We start from the raw sequence: 17,505 nt of genomic DNA on the forward strand, positions 1-17,505 counted from the left end.
CCGGGAACAGTGCTAATCTAGGTTATTCTAATGCTAATTTCTTCATCACATGATTCCATACCTGTCGGTAAGGATATGATGAAGATAACAAAAACTTAATACGCCTAGTATTACGGATAATTACTACCCCAATTTTTAATAATTTTAAACGTATTGTACCTATTTGTGCTTTTGCTAATGCACTACCTTGTAATAAATTACCTCTGATATATTCTACTAAAGTGTATGCAAGACCCGATAAAATCATTCTGAGCTGATTAGCCCACCATCTATGACAAGAAGTACGATCTGCAAATAATTCTAGTTGTTGCTCTTTTATACGGTTTTCCATATCACCACGACCACAGTAAACTTTGTCGTATAAATCTTCAGGTTTATCTGATAAATTAGTTACTATATACCTTGGATTTTCTCCAAGCATTGTCATTTCTGCCTTACCAATTATTCTACGTTCATGACTCCAACTACCAGCCTTATATGGAAACTCACTAAAAAGACGTTGCTTTTCTTGGGTTATAATAAATGCTGCTTTTGACTTCTCCATTGTAGGTTTCAGTAACTCATTTAGTCTGTTATTTTGGGGCATTCCTACAATATATTTTATATTATGAATATCACACCAATCAAACATCTGATGACGACAAAATCCACTATCACCACGAAAAATAATCTTTACCTCTGGCCAAGCTTGGCGAAAACGTTTTACTAACAATGATAATATTGCCCAAGAATGTTTTGCTTGATCCTGCTTTGACGTCCTAAGATAACTAACTAACAGATGCTTTCCACAAAAAACATACAAAGGTAAAAAGCAATTATGACCGTAATAACCATGATAAAACTTACCTTCCTGTTGCCCATGAATTTCATCATCCGTAGCATCAAAATCAAGTATTAGCTGCTTTGGTACTATTTTATGAGACTTAATAAATTTATCAAGCATTAGTTCATGCACTTTAATTGCAAAGTGTCTATCAGCATTGTTTTCTATACGACATAAGGTAGAACTACTTGCCATATCATCAATTGTTTCCATAGCTGTTTGCATAGCAGGACATTTTCGTAGATAATTGTGGTCATTTAAATCTTCATAACCTAATGCAATACCATAAATTCGTTGCCTCAGCATTGTTGCCATATTATGGGTAATTTTACTACCATCTCGTCTATCAGGAAATATTTTAGCAAGCTCCTCTGTTATACCAAGCCTTTTATCTGCTTCTCTTAATAACAACACACCTCCATCGCTACTAATATCACCTCCAGTGAAATTTATCTCTATTGTCCGATTTTTTACTTTGGAAAACTGGTAACTATATGCTATACAATTTGTCATGACAAAATCCTTTGTATTATTCTAATGAAATACCAGTATTATACAGCTTTACGAGGATTTTGTCTCCTATATCTCATGCAATATCCGGGTTAATTTATTTTCTTTAACGATTTTGAAAAGCTTATTCTGTCGAAAGTTAGCTTTATATATTTGGTTGTTTAAAACCAATTTATCTATTAAGCTCATATAAATCTTAACTATAATTAAAAGTTAAATATTAACTATAATTAAGAACTTTGTCATTAAAATAACAATAAATTTAAAAAAAGAATAGCAGATAATTATCTTTTGTTGTCTATTACCCGCTGAGAGCGTTGTTGTATGGATACCCAAACCGTCATGGCGAGGCGTCTCTGGTGTTGCGGTTCTAAAAAAGTGCTATATGTCATTCCTGCGAAAGCAGGAATCCAGAAAAACACTTAAAATAAGCAAAATTATATAAAAATTTACTATATAATTCGCTTAAATATTCTCTAGATTCCCGCTTTCGCGGGAATGACATACTGCTACTTTTCTCGAGCCAGGCTTATTAAGGTTTTTCTGGATTCCCGCCTTTAGCTAGAATGACGTATAGCACTTTTTTCAAGCCACGCAACAACGTTACTATACTAACCTTTAAGCCTATTACTGCCCATTATGTTATAACCGCAATCGACATAATGTATTTCACCGGTAACGCCTGAAGATAGCTCGCTTAGTAAATATACCGCTGCTCCTGCTACATCCTGTCCTGAAGTGTTCCGGCGTAACGGTGCATTTGCTTCATGAGAGGTAAGCATAGAATTAAAGTCGTTAATACCGCTGGCTGCAAGGGTTTTAATCGGTCCTGCCGAAATAGCGTTTACTCTGATGTTATTACTACCCATGTCGCTCGCTAGATATTTAACGCTTGCTTCTAATGCAGCTTTAGCGACTCCCATAACATTATAATTAGGGATTACTTTTTCAGCACCGTAATAAGTTAACGTTATAATGCTTCCCTTGTCAGTCATTAAAGGCTCTGCATGTTTTGCAAGCATTGTAAGGGAGTAGCAGGATATATTCATTGAATTTAGGAAATTGGCTAAGCTCGTGTCGATATAACGCCCTTTTAACTCATTTCTATCGGCAAAAGCCATAGAATGAACGAGAAAGTCAAATGTTCCCCATTTTTCTTTAATAATTTCAAATAACTTATTAATTGAATCTTCATCCGTAACGTCACACATTGTTACAAAATCGCAATCTACTTCTTCAGCTAAAGGCATTATGCGTTTTTCAAGGATTTCCGATTGATAAGTGAAACCAAGCCTTGCCCCATGTTTTTTGGCTAATTGAGCAATTGCCCAAGATATGGACATGTTGTTTGCAATGCCGGTAATTAACCCTTTTTTTCCTTCTAATAACCTTGCTAAGTTAGTTGACATTTATTACCTCTATTTAAATAATTAAAACCTTACCGAAATGATAGCATGATGTATTATTTTGTAAATAATTATATTTCCTTGTGCCGGTCTTTCTAAATTTACCGCTCCTTCTTATTGACAAATAAGTAAAAAGATTTTATATTATCTTTTAAGTTTAAATAAATATTAATTCTATATGTCAAAAGCAAAAACTGCTTCAAAAAATAACCCGACTTCTAGGGAGCAAGCTAAAGAATATTTTTATAACGGTCAGAAAATTAAGCCGGTAAAGCTTATATCTGCTCAAACTTCTTTTTTGGCAGCCGAATATGAAGGTTCAGGCGATCTAGTTTTAGGAAATAACGGCAAAGCATTAGCTTGGGGATTAGTAAAAAGTTTATCTTAATATTTCACCTCATTTCACCTCACAAATCTCATTAATAAATAACAGGGGATGTAGCTCAGGGGTAGAGCATCTGCTTTGCACGCAGAGGGTCAAGGGTTCAATTCCCTTCATCTCCACCAGTATAAAGTCAAGCTTTTCTTAATCTGCTAATTTTATCTCCATACTCCGTATGCTCACTATATGCTCCTTGCATTTTGAAAAATAGTACTATAATTGCCTTGTGTGCCTCTTATAAACTGATGTTTAAGTTGAGGTCTTATGCACACTATATGCTGCTCACATTTCACTCCTGATTGTGTAATCCATGATGAAGGTGATAAAAATCCCACTATTTTCTACAATTTTGTTGGGAATTTTATTCCACCTGAATGGAATAATCTGACCTCTAATAATGGTAAAATCTTAAGCAAAACTGCAAGACAGCTACTATCTCTTATAGTCTTCCGCTTGCAAATCTATCATAATAATAGCATTGATGAACTTCAGGAAACTTATCACTTCTTTCAAGAGTCCCTAGGCGTAATGGAATGGACCTCCCTATATACAGAATCAATAACAGTAGTTATAGTTCTAGAATAGGAAATTAATCCTAGACAACAATAAGGAGGTCCAAATGGAAGTTACCACAATTGGCATAGACATTGCAAAAAGAATTTTTCAAATTCATGGGGTAGATAAAAACGGGAAGACGGTACTGAAGAAAAAATTGATGAGAGATCAAGTATTGAGTTTTATGGCTAACTTACCAAAATGTTTAGTAGGAATGGAAGCTTGCGGAGGAGCTAATTATTGGGGAAGAGAAATAACAAAATTAGGACATGAGGTTAAATTGATAGCTCCACAATTTGTAAAACCGTATGTAAAAACTAATAAAAACGATCAAGCAGATAGCGAAGCAATATGCGAAGCGGTAGCAAGACCAAATATGAGATTTGTTCCGATCAAGAGTATAGAGCAACAAGATATTTTGTCAATTCATAGAATAAGAGCAAGACTAGTAAGAAATCGTACGGCACTTGCTAATGAAATTAGCCCGGATATTGCATGAAGTGAGATTTAAAGTAAGAAATTGAGTAATTTATAATATTAGCAATGATACTTTTGTAAAAATTTTGCCAAAAAGTGCTTTGAAGCCGTTATTTTCAAATTTTAGATGTAATGCCCCTTACCCCATTTTTTCTAAGCACCGGGAACAGTGCTAATCTAGGTTATTCTAATGCTAATTTCTTCATCACATGATTCCATACCTGTCGGTAAGGATATGATGAAGATAACAAAAACTTAATACGCCTAGTATTACGGATAATTACTACCCCAATTTTTAATAATTTTAAACGTATTGTACCTATTTGTGCTTTTGCTAATGCACTACCTTGTAATAAATTACCTCTGATATATTCTACTAAAGTGTATGCAAGACCCGATAAAATCATTCTGAGCTGATTAGCCCACCATCTATGACAAGAAGTACGATCTGCAAATAATTCTAGTTGTTGCTCTTTTATACGGTTTTCCATATCACCACGACCACAGTAAACTTTGTCGTATAAATCTTCAGGTTTATCTGATAAATTAGTTACTATATACCTTGGATTTTCTCCAAGCATTGTCATTTCTGCCTTACCAATTATTCTACGTTCATGACTCCAACTACCAGCCTTATATGGAAACTCACTAAAAAGACGTTGCTTTTCTTGGGTTATAATAAATGCTGCTTTTGACTTCTCCATTGTAGGTTTCAGTAACTCATTTAGTCTGTTATTTTGGGGCATTCCTACAATATATTTTATATTATGAATATCACACCAATCAAACATCTGATGACGACAAAATCCACTATCACCACGAAAAATAATCTTTACCTCTGGCCAAGCTTGGCGAAAACGTTTTACTAACAATGATAATATTGCCCAAGAATGTTTTGCTTGATCCTGCTTTGACGTCCTAAGATAACTAACTAACAGATGCTTTCCACAAAAAACATACAAAGGTAAAAAGCAATTATGACCGTAATAACCATGATAAAACTTACCTTCCTGTTGCCCATGAATTTCATCATCCGTAGCATCAAAATCAAGTATTAGCTGCTTTGGTACTATTTTATGAGACTTAATAAATTTATCAAGCATTAGTTCATGCACTTTAATTGCAAAGTGTCTATCAGCATTGTTTTCTATACGACATAAGGTAGAACTACTTGCCATATCATCAATTGTTTCCATAGCTGTTTGCATAGCAGGACATTTTCGTAGATAATTGTGGTCATTTAAATCTTCATAACCTAATGCAATACCATAAATTCGTTGCCTCAGCATTGTTGCCATATTATGGGTAATTTTACTACCATCTCGTCTATCAGGAAATATTTTAGCAAGCTCCTCTGTTATACCAAGCCTTTTATCTGCTTCTCTTAATAACAACACACCTCCATCGCTACTAATATCACCTCCAGTGAAATTTATCTCTATTGTCCGATTTTTTACTTTGGAAAACTGGTAACTATATGCTATACAATTTGTCATGACAAAATCCTTTGTATTATTCTAATGAAATACCAGTATTATACAGCTTTACGAGGATTTTGTCTCCTATATCTCATGCAATATCCGGGTTAGGGGATTATTGCATGAATTCGGTTTAATTATTCCGCAAGGGATAAATAAAATTACTGCCGAATTAACGGAAATTTTAGATAGCGGAACTTTAAGCCGACTTAGTTATCAAACGTTTAGCCCGGATATTGCATGAAGTGAGATTTAAAGTAAGAAATTGAGTAATTTATAATATTAGCAATGATACTTTTGTAAAAATTTTGCCAAAAAGTGCTTTGAAGCCGTTATTTTCAAATTTTAGATGTAATGCCCCTTACCCCATTTTTTCTAAGCACCGGGAACAGTGCTAATCTAGGTTATTCTAATGCTAATTTCTTCATCACATGATTCCATACCTGTCGGTAAGGATATGATGAAGATAACAAAAACTTAATACGCCTAGTATTACGGATAATTACTACCCCAATTTTTAATAATTTTAAACGTATTGTACCTATTTGTGCTTTTGCTAATGCACTACCTTGTAATAAATTACCTCTGATATATTCTACTAAAGTGTATGCAAGACCCGATAAAATCATTCTGAGCTGATTAGCCCACCATCTATGACAAGAAGTACGATCTGCAAATAATTCTAGTTGTTGCTCTTTTATACGGTTTTCCATATCACCACGACCACAGTAAACTTTGTCGTATAAATCTTCAGGTTTATCTGATAAATTAGTTACTATATACCTTGGATTTTCTCCAAGCATTGTCATTTCTGCCTTACCAATTATTCTACGTTCATGACTCCAACTACCAGCCTTATATGGAAACTCACTAAAAAGACGTTGCTTTTCTTGGGTTATAATAAATGCTGCTTTTGACTTCTCCATTGTAGGTTTCAGTAACTCATTTAGTCTGTTATTTTGGGGCATTCCTACAATATATTTTATATTATGAATATCACACCAATCAAACATCTGATGACGACAAAATCCACTATCACCACGAAAAATAATCTTTACCTCTGGCCAAGCTTGGCGAAAACGTTTTACTAACAATGATAATATTGCCCAAGAATGTTTTGCTTGATCCTGCTTTGACGTCCTAAGATAACTAACTAACAGATGCTTTCCACAAAAAACATACAAAGGTAAAAAGCAATTATGACCGTAATAACCATGATAAAACTTACCTTCCTGTTGCCCATGAATTTCATCATCCGTAGCATCAAAATCAAGTATTAGCTGCTTTGGTACTATTTTATGAGACTTAATAAATTTATCAAGCATTAGTTCATGCACTTTAATTGCAAAGTGTCTATCAGCATTGTTTTCTATACGACATAAGGTAGAACTACTTGCCATATCATCAATTGTTTCCATAGCTGTTTGCATAGCAGGACATTTTCGTAGATAATTGTGGTCATTTAAATCTTCATAACCTAATGCAATACCATAAATTCGTTGCCTCAGCATTGTTGCCATATTATGGGTAATTTTACTACCATCTCGTCTATCAGGAAATATTTTAGCAAGCTCCTCTGTTATACCAAGCCTTTTATCTGCTTCTCTTAATAACAACACACCTCCATCGCTACTAATATCACCTCCAGTGAAATTTATCTCTATTGTCCGATTTTTTACTTTGGAAAACTGGTAACTATATGCTATACAATTTGTCATGACAAAATCCTTTGTATTATTCTAATGAAATACCAGTATTATACAGCTTTACGAGGATTTTGTCTCCTATATCTCATGCAATATCCGGGTTAGTGAGTTGAAAGAAGAATTTGTAGAGAATGATAAAAAAATAACAGAGTTAGAAAAACGATTAAAAATACTAGTCGGTGGATTAGAACATTATAAACAATTAACAGCTATACCCGGTATAGGTTTAATTACCGCTACGGCATTAATAGCAGCAATAGGTAATGCAAAATATTTTGAGAACGGCAGGCAATTATCGGCATGGCTCGGTTTAGTACCGAAACAATATTCTAGTGGCGGTAAAGATAAGCTACTTGGGATTAGTAAAAGAGGTGATATTTATTTGCGTACTTTATTAATTCAAGGAGCAAGAGCGGTACTAACCCGGATATTGCATGAGATATAGGAGACAAAATCCTCGTAAAGCTGTATAATACTGGTATTTCATTAGAATAATACAAAGGATTTTGTCATGACAAATTGTATAGCATATAGTTACCAGTTTTCCAAAGTAAAAAATCGGACAATAGAGATAAATTTCACTGGAGGTGATATTAGTAGCGATGGAGGTGTGTTGTTATTAAGAGAAGCAGATAAAAGGCTTGGTATAACAGAGGAGCTTGCTAAAATATTTCCTGATAGACGAGATGGTAGTAAAATTACCCATAATATGGCAACAATGCTGAGGCAACGAATTTATGGTATTGCATTAGGTTATGAAGATTTAAATGACCACAATTATCTACGAAAATGTCCTGCTATGCAAACAGCTATGGAAACAATTGATGATATGGCAAGTAGTTCTACCTTATGTCGTATAGAAAACAATGCTGATAGACACTTTGCAATTAAAGTGCATGAACTAATGCTTGATAAATTTATTAAGTCTCATAAAATAGTACCAAAGCAGCTAATACTTGATTTTGATGCTACGGATGATGAAATTCATGGGCAACAGGAAGGTAAGTTTTATCATGGTTATTACGGTCATAATTGCTTTTTACCTTTGTATGTTTTTTGTGGAAAGCATCTGTTAGTTAGTTATCTTAGGACGTCAAAGCAGGATCAAGCAAAACATTCTTGGGCAATATTATCATTGTTAGTAAAACGTTTTCGCCAAGCTTGGCCAGAGGTAAAGATTATTTTTCGTGGTGATAGTGGATTTTGTCGTCATCAGATGTTTGATTGGTGTGATATTCATAATATAAAATATATTGTAGGAATGCCCCAAAATAACAGACTAAATGAGTTACTGAAATCTACAATGGAGAAGTCAAAAGCAGCATTTATTATAACCCAAGAAAAGCAACGTCTTTTTAGTGAGTTTCCATATAAGGCTGGTAGTTGGAGTCATGAACGTAGAATAATTGGTAAGGCAGAAATGACAATGCTTGGAGAAAATCCAAGGTATATAGTAACTAATTTATCAGATAAACCTGAAGATTTATACGACAAAGTTTACTGTGGTCGTGGTGATATGGAAAACCGTATAAAAGAGCAACAACTAGAATTATTTGCAGATCGTACTTCTTGTCATAGATGGTGGGCTAATCAGCTCAGAATGATTTTATCGGGTCTTGCATACACTTTAGTAGAATATATCAGAGGTAATTTATTACAAGGTAGTGCATTAGCAAAAGCACAAATAGGTACAATACGTTTAAAATTATTAAAAATTGGGGTAGTAATTATCCGTAATACTAGGCGTATTAAGTTTTTGTTATCTTCATCATATCCTTACCGACAGGTATGGAATCATGTGATGAAGAAATTAGCATTAGAATAACCTAGATTAGCACTGTTCCCGGTGCTTAGAAAAAATGGGGTAAGGGGCATTACATCTAAAATTTGAAAATAACGGCTTCAAAGCACTTTTTGGCAAAATTTTTACAAAAGTATCATTGCTAATATTATAAATTACTCAATTTCTTACTTTAAATCTCACTTCATGCAATATCCGGGCTAAATGCTAAACTAAGATTTACAACCGAAGCACAAAAAAATAAAAAAGACTTTAGTAAATTTACTGAATGGATGTTTAATTTATCGGAACGATGCGGGCATAATAAAACTACCGTCGCAATAGCGAATAAATTGGCACGAGTAGTATTTGCAGTATTACGTAACGGCAACGATTATAATGAAAGTAAAGTTTGTAGCTAATAAAAGATGAATAACTTAATAGTATTAAATATTTAATTAAGTGTTAATAATAAATAGATAATAAAATAAAACGAATGATATAGAGATACCAACCTAGAATATGCGTGAGAAATAATATTGACGGTAAATAAGACAAACCTTAGCCTATGAAAAAACTGATTGACACACAGGCTCTAATGAAGCCGCAAAAGTGATAAGTAAAAGTTTGTAGGTAGCGAATTCCATCAGGGCTATATGATAAATTTGAAATAATTTATCAATTATAAGCCGGATACATGTCTGCATTTGCTTCTTTGCTATTAAATATTATTTTTTTCTTGCATTATTAGGGAGGTCCATACATGTTAAGTTTTAAATAAACTTTATTCAAAGTTAATTATGAGTTCGATATATCACATTCTTGACCGTGTGCCTGCTATTTATGCCGAGGATATGCAAATAGAATATGAATTATTAGCACAGCAATTGATTAAGTCGGGAAAGCTACGGATAGATACGGATGATTGTTGTAATTTCGCAAGATTTTCCGATCCCGCATTTAATATTAGTTTAATGGTTAGTAAAGAGGAATTAACTTCGCCGGCTTTAATTCCCTCTACTATTAATTTTTTTAAAGCTCTATATAAAAATTCAATTTCCGATAAAAAAATGGCATCGATTTTTGCCGATTTAAAAAAACAAATACATAAATTACGCCCCGTAAATAAAGAGGTTACAGAAAAATTAACCCGGATTTTCGTCCAATCGGCTCACCCAATCGTAATAAAATGGCTGTTATATGACAAAGTCGAGGTATTTATTACTTACTCCCATAATATCGGCGACATGATGGATATTGTCGATTGGCAGCGTGCCGGCTCTAATAGCGGTATGCAAAGTACTAACGGTAAAGACGTTGCTATTTTTGTCTCATGTGGTGGGAATCCATTTGCCGAGACAAATAAAGACCATCCGACTTACGGCAACGGTTGGTCGGCAGTTGCAAGGCTGCAAATTATAGCAGCTCAGGAGCTCGGTCATTTTGCCGATATAAAACGTGATAATTTGGGGCGGCAAGTCGGTCGCCATTCCGCTAATTTTTCCGGTACGAAAGCAACTCCTGCGGCTCGCCAAAGCAGGAAAGACGATATAATAAATTGTAATGCTTTACTTCATAAATTGCTTAAAGCCGGTATGAACAAACAAATCCAACATGAAACAAAACTTAAATTTTATCATAAAAATAATATTTACGGTTTAAAAATTTATTGGATCAAATTAATGATTTTTATATATAAATATCAGCTTTTAAATTATGCCGATAAACATAAGCTAATTTTTATTAGAAAATTTAAAAGCGATCAATATATGGGATTAATGATTGAAGCAATGTTTAAGGATATGCAAGCTAACTTATCCCCGATGGCAGATGTTTATAAAAATAAAAATCCGGAAATTGAAGAGGCTATCGCTTGTATCGAAGCACTAGCTAGAGTTCCGCAACAAGTGATGAAGTGGGGCTATTTAACGACAATGGCGACTATGCAAGACCTTTATAAAATATATTATAACGAGGTTATACCATCGCTGATTACAAGCTATACTCTCGTGACCGGCAAGCCTTATAAACGTAATTTAAAAAAACCGCAATCTCTGGCTAATCTATTTTCCACAATAAATATTTTCGGCAACAAAAAATCAGTGCTAAAGCCACACAGAGAGTTATAGCCTTTATACTTAAATCCATCATGGCGGGGGAGGTACGAGCTTTGTTGCGTGGCTCGAATTTTTGATGTCATTCTAGCTAAAGGCGGGAATCCAGAGAATATTTAAGCGAATTATATAGTAAATTTTTATATAATTTTGCTTATTTTAAGTGTTTTTTCTGGATTCCCGCCTGTGCGGGAATGACATACGGCACTTTTTTAGAACCATACAACAATTATTCTTTATTAACATTGACCTCATAATTTTTATAGCATATTTTAGACTTATCGCTTCAATTCACGATTTGCGTTATAGTAAAAACCGTTGGGTTTAAAAATATTTTGATTATATGCTGCATAATGAGAAAATAGAGACAATATTGCCAATAAAACGCCCCAATTGGATAAAAGTAAAAGCTCCGACTTCTAAGCAATACCGGGAAACAAAAGAATTAATAACAGATTTAAAATTAAATACGGTTTGTGAGGAAGCCGCTTGTCCTAATATAGGGGAATGCTGGTCTAAAAAACATGCGACCGTCATGATTTTAGGCTCGGTTTGTACCAGAGCTTGTAGGTTTTGTAATATTGCAACCGGCAGACCGGATTTGCTTGATCCTCATGAACCTCAGCGCCTTGCTGAAGCAGTGAAAAAATTAAATCTTCAGCACGTAGTAATTACTTCCGTTGATCGTGATGATTTAGAAGACGGCGGAGCTAGGCATTTTGCTAATTGCATTCAAGAAATTAGACACTCTTCCCCGGCTACAACAATTGAGATTTTAACCCCTGATTTCTTAAGAAAAGACGGAGCGGCGGAAATAATAGCGGCAGCAAAGCCCGACGTTTTTAATCATAACGTTGAAACTGTTCCCTCCTTGTATAAAAAGATAAGACCGGGGGCAAGATATTATAATTCTTTGAGTTTACTGCATAATATAAAAAAATTATCTCCTGAAATTTTCACTAAATCCGGTATGATGGTAGGGCTTGGAGAGGAAACGAGCGAAATAATCCAAGTAATGGATGACTTAAGAGAAGCAAAAGTTGATTTCTTAACTATCGGTCAATATCTACAGCCTACTAAAAACCATGCGGCGGTTGCAAGATACGTTACGCCGGAAGAATTTAAGTATATTGAAAGAGTAGCTAAGACTAAAGGCTTTTTAATGGTTTCGGCAAGCCCTTTAACTCGCTCCTCCTACCATGCTGATGAGGATTTTCAAAAACTGAAAAATAATTATAATAATGCAAATTTAATCAATGTTATGCCGGCGTAGTGTATTGCTATGAGCGTTGTTGCATGGCTCTAAAAAAGTGCCGTATGTCATTCCCGCGAAGGTGGGAATCCAGAGAATATTTAAGCGAATTATATAGTAAATTTTTATATAATTTTGCTTATTTTAAGTGTTTTTTCTGGATTCCCGCCTTTAGCTAGAATGACATCAAAAATTCGAGCTACGCAACAACGTCATTGCTACGTGGGAATGGTATAAACTACAACTCTTCAGGTTATATTTAAGTATATTACATGATAATTAATATAGAACTCATAAAAAATTATAAAAAATGGCAAGAACATAAGTTAATTAACAAAGCTTTAATTAAAAAAATTACTCATAATATATTACAGCGATTTAATAATTTCGCTACTATAAAGCAATTTGAACTATCAATTTTATTGACGAATAATCCAAGGATGCTAGATTTAAATAGCCAATTTCGTGATAAGGAAAAAGCTACAAACGTTCTTTCTTTTCCTCATGAAGAATTAAATTGGCAAGATTTACGTTTAAATGATGCGGTAACAAAAAACACCAAGCGACAGGCTAATCTTCCTTATGTGTATTTAGGCGATATAGCCTTCGGTTATGAAACAATTTACCACGAAGCCCTTGAACAGAAAAAAACTTTTGAAAATCATTTTATTCACCTTTTAATCCATAGTATTTTACACTTAATCGGATTTGACCATCAAAATGACGAAGAAGCGAATATTATGGAAAATCTAGAAATTAAAATATTAAATTATTTCAACATTTCTTCACCTTATTAATCAAATGACTAATAAATTAAATCATAAAATTATTCCTACTTCACAAAAATTGTTATCCTCTATTAAATCTTCCTTTATAAATCTTTTAGGTAAAGCCAAAGTAAAGGATGATTTTTCTATTACTATTAAACAGCTTAGAGTTAATAGTCGAAAAATGACACTAGACGAACGTAATATTTTAACTAATCTTTTAAAATTAGAAGGTAAAACCGTTGAAGATATAATGATTCCGAGGTCAGACATTGCCGCAATAAAGCTAACGACTAGTGAAGAAGAATTAAATAAGATTATTAAAGCAAAAGTTCCGCATACTAGAACTCTAATATATGACGGAACTTTAGATAATATAGTCGGTTTTCTTCATATTAAAGATTTATTTAAAGCATTAGTTACTAAACAAAATTTTCAGTTAAAAAAACTAATTCGTAAACATATAATTGCCGCACCTTCCATAAAGTTAATTGATTTGCTTGCTAAAATGCGAAGAGAGCGGACTCATATAGCAATAGTTATAGACGAATATGGCGGTACTGATGGAATGGTGACTATTGAGGATATTATGGAAGCGATAGTAGGCAGAATAGACGATGAACACGATAAGCAATTAGACAGCGATAATTTTAAGATTATTGATAATAACACTATTATCTCAAATGCTCGTGTAGAAGTAGAAGTATTAGAAAAATTAATCGGTGAAAAATTAAAAGAAGAGGCTGATGAATTTGATACGATAGGGGGGTTGGTACTTACAAAAATCGGCAACGTTCCGTCAATCGGTACTAAAATAAATATCTCGGACAATATTGAAATTGAAGTCATTGACGCAAATGCTAGAACTTTAAAACAAGTTAAGATTAAACTGAAATACGACCTATCCGCTTCCGAATTACCTAGGCTCAGTGAACAAAATTTAAATTAATCTATTTTAGTTCTTTTTAACTGCAAATTAATAAGATTTTTTTGAAATATGAATAACTATTCCTGCAAAAATCTTATTAATTTTCGTATAAAAATACCTTAAAATATAAATAATTTAAATTTTGTTCACTGAGCCTAGACAAAGTTGAAAAATTATTGTATATACTACTTATATTTCAAGAATTGGATCGAGAAATTAATAAAAATCCGTCATGGCGAAGGTATTGTTGCATGGATCGAATTTTTGATGTCATTCTAGCTAAAGGCGGGAATCCAGAAAAACACTTAAAATAAACAAAATTATATAAAATTTTACTATATAATTCGTTTAAATATTCTCTGGATTCCCGCTTTCGCGGGAATGACATACTGCTATTTTATCGATTCATGCAACAATGCCTTTAGTCACTCGCAATGACGCTTTAGGTATCCATCAACGCTTGCATTTTGTCAGGGATTCATGTACTCACGTTACTTAAGTGTGCGTTGTGCGTATTCACCCTTTAAAATAAAGTCCAATTCTCGAAATACGAGTATTATAGCTATAACATAACGCCAAGCTGCTATTGAGAAATAAAATAGCGGTAGCTTTTAAACATATTTGTAAATATAAATGTCAAAAGAAGATCTAATCCAATTTGCGGGAGTCGTGCTTGAACTTTTACCTAATGCAACCTTTAAGGTAAAGCTAGAAAATGATCATTTAATTATTGCTCATACCTCCGGTAGAATGCGTAAAAATCGTATTAGAATATTAGTAGGAGACAAGGTTACCGTTGAAATGACTCCGTACGATTTAACTAAAGGTCGAGTAATTCATCGTAATTAATTATCTCTCATATACAAAATATGCATAATTTACCCATCATATTAGCGTCTTCATCACCTGCTAGACTTGAGTTATTAAAAAGATTAAAAATTGTTCCAACTCAAATTTTACCTGCCGATATTGACGAATCACCGCGTTTGCGTGAATTACCAAATCATTTAGCTATCAGACTTGCAAATGAAAAAGCCGTAAAAATTGCTTTGCAAATAGAAGAACCGGCTATTATTATAGCGGCGGATACCGTCGTTGTAGCCGGTAGAAAATTATTACCGAAAGCCACCACCCATGAAGAAATAAAAAATTGCCTTAATATATTATCAGGAAGACGTCACCGAGTCTATACCGGTTTGTGTGTTATTAAAAAACATCACAATCAAACGACGGTAAGACAAAAAATAGTTCAAACAATCGTTAAATTTAAAAGATTAAGCCGGCAAGAAATCGACTTTTATTGTTCACTTAATGAAGGATTAAATAAGTCAGGTGGATGCGGAATTTCCGGCTATGCGGAAGCTTTTATTCCATTTATTTCAGGCTCTCACTCAAATGTTATGGGGCTGCCTTTATTTGAAACGGTAAATGTTTTAACTTCCTTGGGTTATGTAATAGGCGGCTAGGGGCGGATGTCATTCCTGCGAAGGCAGGAATCCAGAGAATATTTAAGCGAATTATATAGTAAATTTTTATATAATTTTGCTTATTTTAAGTGTTTTTTCTGGATTCCTGCTTTCGCAGGAATGACATAGAACACTTTTTTAGAACCACACAACAATGCCATCAAGCGATCGCAATGACGCTGTATCTTCCAATATCTTTAATCCTAGAACTTCTTCTTAATAATCTCTGCTACTTTTTTAACTTCATTCAGAGGAGTGTAACTATATTTTTCTAGTGAGGTAGTAAACTGATCAAAAATTTTTGCTATTTTTTGCTCTACGAGTTGTTTGATAAAAACTTGATGTTTTGGAGCATTAAAGCTAGGGGGACAAAATATATAAAGAGGTTTGCCGCTAGCTGCTGCATCGCTGCACATTGAAATTGAATCGGCAGTAGAAACTATATATTCCGCTTGAGAGAGCATACCTAAATACGGATTAAATTTATTGCTTGAGTTATCATTCTCCTTAGGATCGTAAATAATTGTAGAGTCAGGCATCAAGTTTTTAATAATCAGTTTCACCGTTCTTGGCGTACGCCTACTAAAACTAATAAAAAAGGGTAGCTTCCGAACATGATTTACTCTAAATAATAACGATGATAATAGAAAAGCATCCTCATCACTAAGTTTATAATATTTATTATTTCCGCCGATAATAACGGCTATAAATTTTTCAAGCTGAGGATAATTTTTATGTAACTCCTCAGCGGCAAAAGGCAGTTTCGGCAAAACGCCGCTAAGTGCACCCGTAATCCTTATAACATTTGCGGATTCTTGCATTAGAGAATCATGATACGGCAAGATTATGGTATCAAATTCATCGTAAGTAATAGCCGGCTGCATTATTTGAATCAGCTTTATTTTATTATTAGATTTTCTCTTTAAATAAAGTGCCAGCGTTGCTGTCCTTCTTCCGGCCGTAATTATTATATCGGGGAATGGTTTTGCTTCTAAAGATCGTAATAATTTATTTTTGATATGGGTAGATCGTCCTTGAAGAAAAAAATTCGGTAACTTGCTAAAGTAATTATATTTTAGCTCTATTAATTCATATTTTTCTCCTAGTTCTTCCGCTAGGGCTATAGCTTGATTCGTATTACCCGCTTTATTATCGCCGAGTACCCAAATAATCTTGTTTGTCATAGTCATATTCAATTAACCTTGAAGAGTTAAGGCATTTCGGTGTCACGCCGGTGACGGATTTTTATTAATCTTTCGGTAATCCTAAACAATAATATTTTAAGAACTTACCTACACTATTTATTAGGTAAACAAAAGCAGAATGTTCAAGTCGGTAACTATTATTTTCCTTATCAAATTGTTTTTGCCTGTAAAAAACCTCAAATTTACGAGCAACATCTTGAATATCTTCAACAGAACCTGTTAAACCTATAAAATCACTATTAAACTTTTCTAAATACTTTTTGAGTACCTCACTATTATCATGTTCAGGATCTAAAGTAATAAAGACCAGCCTAACAATTATATGTTCTTGTTGTAGAATTTTAATAATTTCAGATAGTTGCCTCATATAATTATAATCGGTTAAAGAGTAAGTAACTCCAAAATAAATTAAGCTCAAATGGTTGTTTAAATAACTACTTTTAAATTTTTTACCGTTTTGATCAATAAGTGTGAAATCTCCGGTAGCGTTAATATTATTATTATCATTTTTTACAATAATATTAGGTTTGGATTGGTGAGCAGTCGAATATAATAAATATGTAGCTATTATGCCTACAATTATCCCAATGGACATAAAAATTTTTATAATAGATGTAGAGTGTTTATGGCGTTTCATATTTTTTATTACTAACTTA

16 protein-coding genes, 1 tRNA gene and 3 pseudogenes are annotated in these 17,505 nt (G+C 33.6%); 14 read left to right on the top strand and 6 right to left on the bottom strand.

What is annotated here, in order from left to right:
- Positions 1–22: 22 nt before the first annotated feature.
- Positions 23–1,336, bottom strand: coding sequence for an IS1380 family transposase (locus AAGD48_RS04010; protein ID WP_341789277.1), 1,314 nt, complete (start codon positions 1,334–1,336; stop codon positions 23–25).
- A gap of 608 nt (positions 1,337–1,944) precedes the next feature.
- Positions 1,945–2,742 (bottom strand): enoyl-ACP reductase FabI, encoded by a 798-nt coding sequence (fabI, locus tag AAGD48_RS04015; protein ID WP_341790527.1) that lies wholly within the window; start codon positions 2,740–2,742, stop codon positions 1,945–1,947.
- 175 nt (positions 2,743–2,917) lie between these two features.
- Here fabI and AAGD48_RS04020 point away from each other — a divergent pair, with 175 nt between their 5' ends.
- The 4 genes and pseudogenes from AAGD48_RS04020 to AAGD48_RS04035 form a co-directional block, all read left to right on the top strand.
- On the top strand, positions 2,918–3,127 hold the full coding sequence (locus AAGD48_RS04020) for a hypothetical protein (protein ID WP_341790528.1): 210 nt from the start codon (positions 2,918–2,920) through the stop codon (positions 3,125–3,127).
- A 44-nt stretch (positions 3,128–3,171) separates the two neighbouring features.
- A tRNA-Ala gene (locus AAGD48_RS04025) sits at positions 3,172–3,246 on the top strand.
- A gap of 139 nt (positions 3,247–3,385) precedes the next feature.
- A pseudogene (locus AAGD48_RS04030) lies at positions 3,386–3,655 on the top strand (hypothetical protein); the annotation flags it as partial.
- A gap of 85 nt (positions 3,656–3,740) precedes the next feature.
- Positions 3,741–4,157: pseudogene (locus AAGD48_RS04035) on the top strand (IS110 family transposase); the annotation flags it as partial.
- A gap of 178 nt (positions 4,158–4,335) precedes the next feature.
- Here AAGD48_RS04035 and AAGD48_RS04040 read toward each other — a convergent pair.
- The gene (locus AAGD48_RS04040) at positions 4,336–5,649 is read right to left on the bottom strand and encodes an IS1380 family transposase (RefSeq protein WP_341789277.1); all 1,314 of its coding nucleotides are present in this window, start codon (positions 5,647–5,649) and stop codon (positions 4,336–4,338) included.
- A gap of 100 nt (positions 5,650–5,749) precedes the next feature.
- Between AAGD48_RS04040 and AAGD48_RS04045 the strand changes: the two genes are divergently transcribed.
- Positions 5,750–5,875, top strand: coding sequence for a hypothetical protein (locus tag AAGD48_RS04045; protein WP_341790529.1), 126 nt, complete (start codon positions 5,750–5,752; stop codon positions 5,873–5,875).
- A 160-nt stretch (positions 5,876–6,035) separates the two neighbouring features.
- Here the strand turns inward: AAGD48_RS04045 and AAGD48_RS04050 are convergent, their stop codons facing one another.
- The gene (locus AAGD48_RS04050) at positions 6,036–7,349 is read right to left on the bottom strand and encodes an IS1380 family transposase (RefSeq protein WP_341789277.1); all 1,314 of its coding nucleotides are present in this window, start codon (positions 7,347–7,349) and stop codon (positions 6,036–6,038) included.
- A 196-nt stretch (positions 7,350–7,545) separates the two neighbouring features.
- Between AAGD48_RS04050 and AAGD48_RS04055 the strand changes: the two are divergent.
- From AAGD48_RS04055 to AAGD48_RS04095, 9 genes and pseudogenes are all read left to right on the top strand, one after another.
- A pseudogene (locus AAGD48_RS04055) lies at positions 7,546–7,758 on the top strand (transposase); the annotation flags it as partial.
- Between the two features lie 90 nt (positions 7,759–7,848).
- On the top strand, positions 7,849–9,162 hold the full coding sequence (locus AAGD48_RS04060) for an IS1380 family transposase (RefSeq protein WP_341790530.1): 1,314 nt from the start codon (positions 7,849–7,851) through the stop codon (positions 9,160–9,162).
- Positions 9,163–9,410: 248 nt separating this feature from the next.
- A complete protein-coding gene (locus tag AAGD48_RS04065; protein ID WP_341790531.1) occupies positions 9,411–9,539 on the top strand; it encodes a hypothetical protein in 129 nt (42 codons plus the stop codon).
- Positions 9,540–9,917: 378 nt separating this feature from the next.
- Entirely contained in the window at positions 9,918–11,246 is a 1,329-nt protein-coding gene (locus AAGD48_RS04070) for a DUF2748 family protein (RefSeq protein ID WP_341790532.1), read from the top strand.
- A 328-nt stretch (positions 11,247–11,574) separates the two neighbouring features.
- Positions 11,575–12,504: a lipoyl synthase gene (lipA, locus tag AAGD48_RS04075; protein WP_341790533.1), complete on the top strand. Its 930-nt coding sequence runs from the start codon at positions 11,575–11,577 to the stop codon at positions 12,502–12,504.
- A 254-nt stretch (positions 12,505–12,758) separates the two neighbouring features.
- Positions 12,759–13,280 carry an rRNA maturation RNase YbeY gene (gene ybeY / locus AAGD48_RS04080; RefSeq protein WP_341790729.1) on the top strand — a complete coding sequence of 174 codons (522 nt, stop codon included), beginning with the start codon at positions 12,759–12,761 and terminating at the stop codon, positions 13,278–13,280.
- A 4-nt stretch (positions 13,281–13,284) separates the two neighbouring features.
- Positions 13,285–14,199: a hemolysin family protein gene (locus tag AAGD48_RS04085; protein WP_341790534.1), complete on the top strand. Its 915-nt coding sequence runs from the start codon at positions 13,285–13,287 to the stop codon at positions 14,197–14,199.
- A gap of 612 nt (positions 14,200–14,811) precedes the next feature.
- On the top strand, positions 14,812–15,027 hold the full coding sequence (gene infA / locus AAGD48_RS04090) for a translation initiation factor IF-1 (protein WP_341790535.1): 216 nt from the start codon (positions 14,812–14,814) through the stop codon (positions 15,025–15,027).
- Between the two features lie 20 nt (positions 15,028–15,047).
- The gene (locus AAGD48_RS04095) at positions 15,048–15,644 is read left to right on the top strand and encodes a nucleoside triphosphate pyrophosphatase (RefSeq protein WP_341790536.1); all 597 of its coding nucleotides are present in this window, start codon (positions 15,048–15,050) and stop codon (positions 15,642–15,644) included.
- 203 nt (positions 15,645–15,847) lie between these two features.
- Here the strand turns inward: AAGD48_RS04095 and AAGD48_RS04100 are convergent, their stop codons facing one another.
- Both AAGD48_RS04100 and AAGD48_RS04105 read right to left on the bottom strand, forming a co-directional pair.
- Positions 15,848–16,834: a mitochondrial fission ELM1 family protein gene (locus AAGD48_RS04100; protein WP_410526024.1), complete on the bottom strand. Its 987-nt coding sequence runs from the start codon at positions 16,832–16,834 to the stop codon at positions 15,848–15,850.
- A gap of 58 nt (positions 16,835–16,892) precedes the next feature.
- Entirely contained in the window at positions 16,893–17,486 is a 594-nt protein-coding gene (locus AAGD48_RS04105; RefSeq protein WP_341790538.1) for an SCO family protein, read from the bottom strand.
- Positions 17,487–17,505 lie beyond the last annotated feature (19 nt).

Source organism: Rickettsia endosymbiont of Polydrusus tereticollis, assembly GCF_964026385.1.
Lineage (GTDB): Bacteria > Pseudomonadota > Alphaproteobacteria > Rickettsiales > Rickettsiaceae > Rickettsia.

Bases quoted from the DNA above. Each gene is read 5' to 3' on its own strand.
- AAGD48_RS04050 (WP_341789277.1), bottom strand. From the start codon at position 7,349: ATGACAAATTGTATAGCATATAGTTACCAGTTTTCCAAAGTAAAAAAT.
- AAGD48_RS04105 (WP_341790538.1), bottom strand. From the start codon at position 17,486: ATGAAACGCCATAAACACTCTACATCTATTATAAAAATTTTTATGTCC.
- AAGD48_RS04010 (WP_341789277.1), bottom strand. From the start codon at position 1,336: ATGACAAATTGTATAGCATATAGTTACCAGTTTTCCAAAGTAAAAAAT.
- AAGD48_RS04065 (WP_341790531.1), top strand. From the start codon at position 9,411: ATGTTTAATTTATCGGAACGATGCGGGCATAATAAAACTACCGTCGCA.
- AAGD48_RS04020 (WP_341790528.1), top strand. From the start codon at position 2,918: ATGTCAAAAGCAAAAACTGCTTCAAAAAATAACCCGACTTCTAGGGAG.
- AAGD48_RS04100 (WP_410526024.1), bottom strand. From the start codon at position 16,834: ATGACTATGACAAACAAGATTATTTGGGTACTCGGCGATAATAAAGCG.
- AAGD48_RS04060 (WP_341790530.1), top strand. From the start codon at position 7,849: ATGACAAATTGTATAGCATATAGTTACCAGTTTTCCAAAGTAAAAAAT.
- AAGD48_RS04070 (WP_341790532.1), top strand. From the start codon at position 9,918: ATGAGTTCGATATATCACATTCTTGACCGTGTGCCTGCTATTTATGCC.
- AAGD48_RS04085 (WP_341790534.1), top strand. From the start codon at position 13,285: ATGACTAATAAATTAAATCATAAAATTATTCCTACTTCACAAAAATTG.
- AAGD48_RS04040 (WP_341789277.1), bottom strand. From the start codon at position 5,649: ATGACAAATTGTATAGCATATAGTTACCAGTTTTCCAAAGTAAAAAAT.
- infA (WP_341790535.1), top strand. From the start codon at position 14,812: ATGTCAAAAGAAGATCTAATCCAATTTGCGGGAGTCGTGCTTGAACTT.
- lipA (WP_341790533.1), top strand. From the start codon at position 11,575: ATGCTGCATAATGAGAAAATAGAGACAATATTGCCAATAAAACGCCCC.
- AAGD48_RS04095 (WP_341790536.1), top strand. From the start codon at position 15,048: ATGCATAATTTACCCATCATATTAGCGTCTTCATCACCTGCTAGACTT.
- fabI (WP_341790527.1), bottom strand. From the start codon at position 2,742: ATGTCAACTAACTTAGCAAGGTTATTAGAAGGAAAAAAAGGGTTAATT.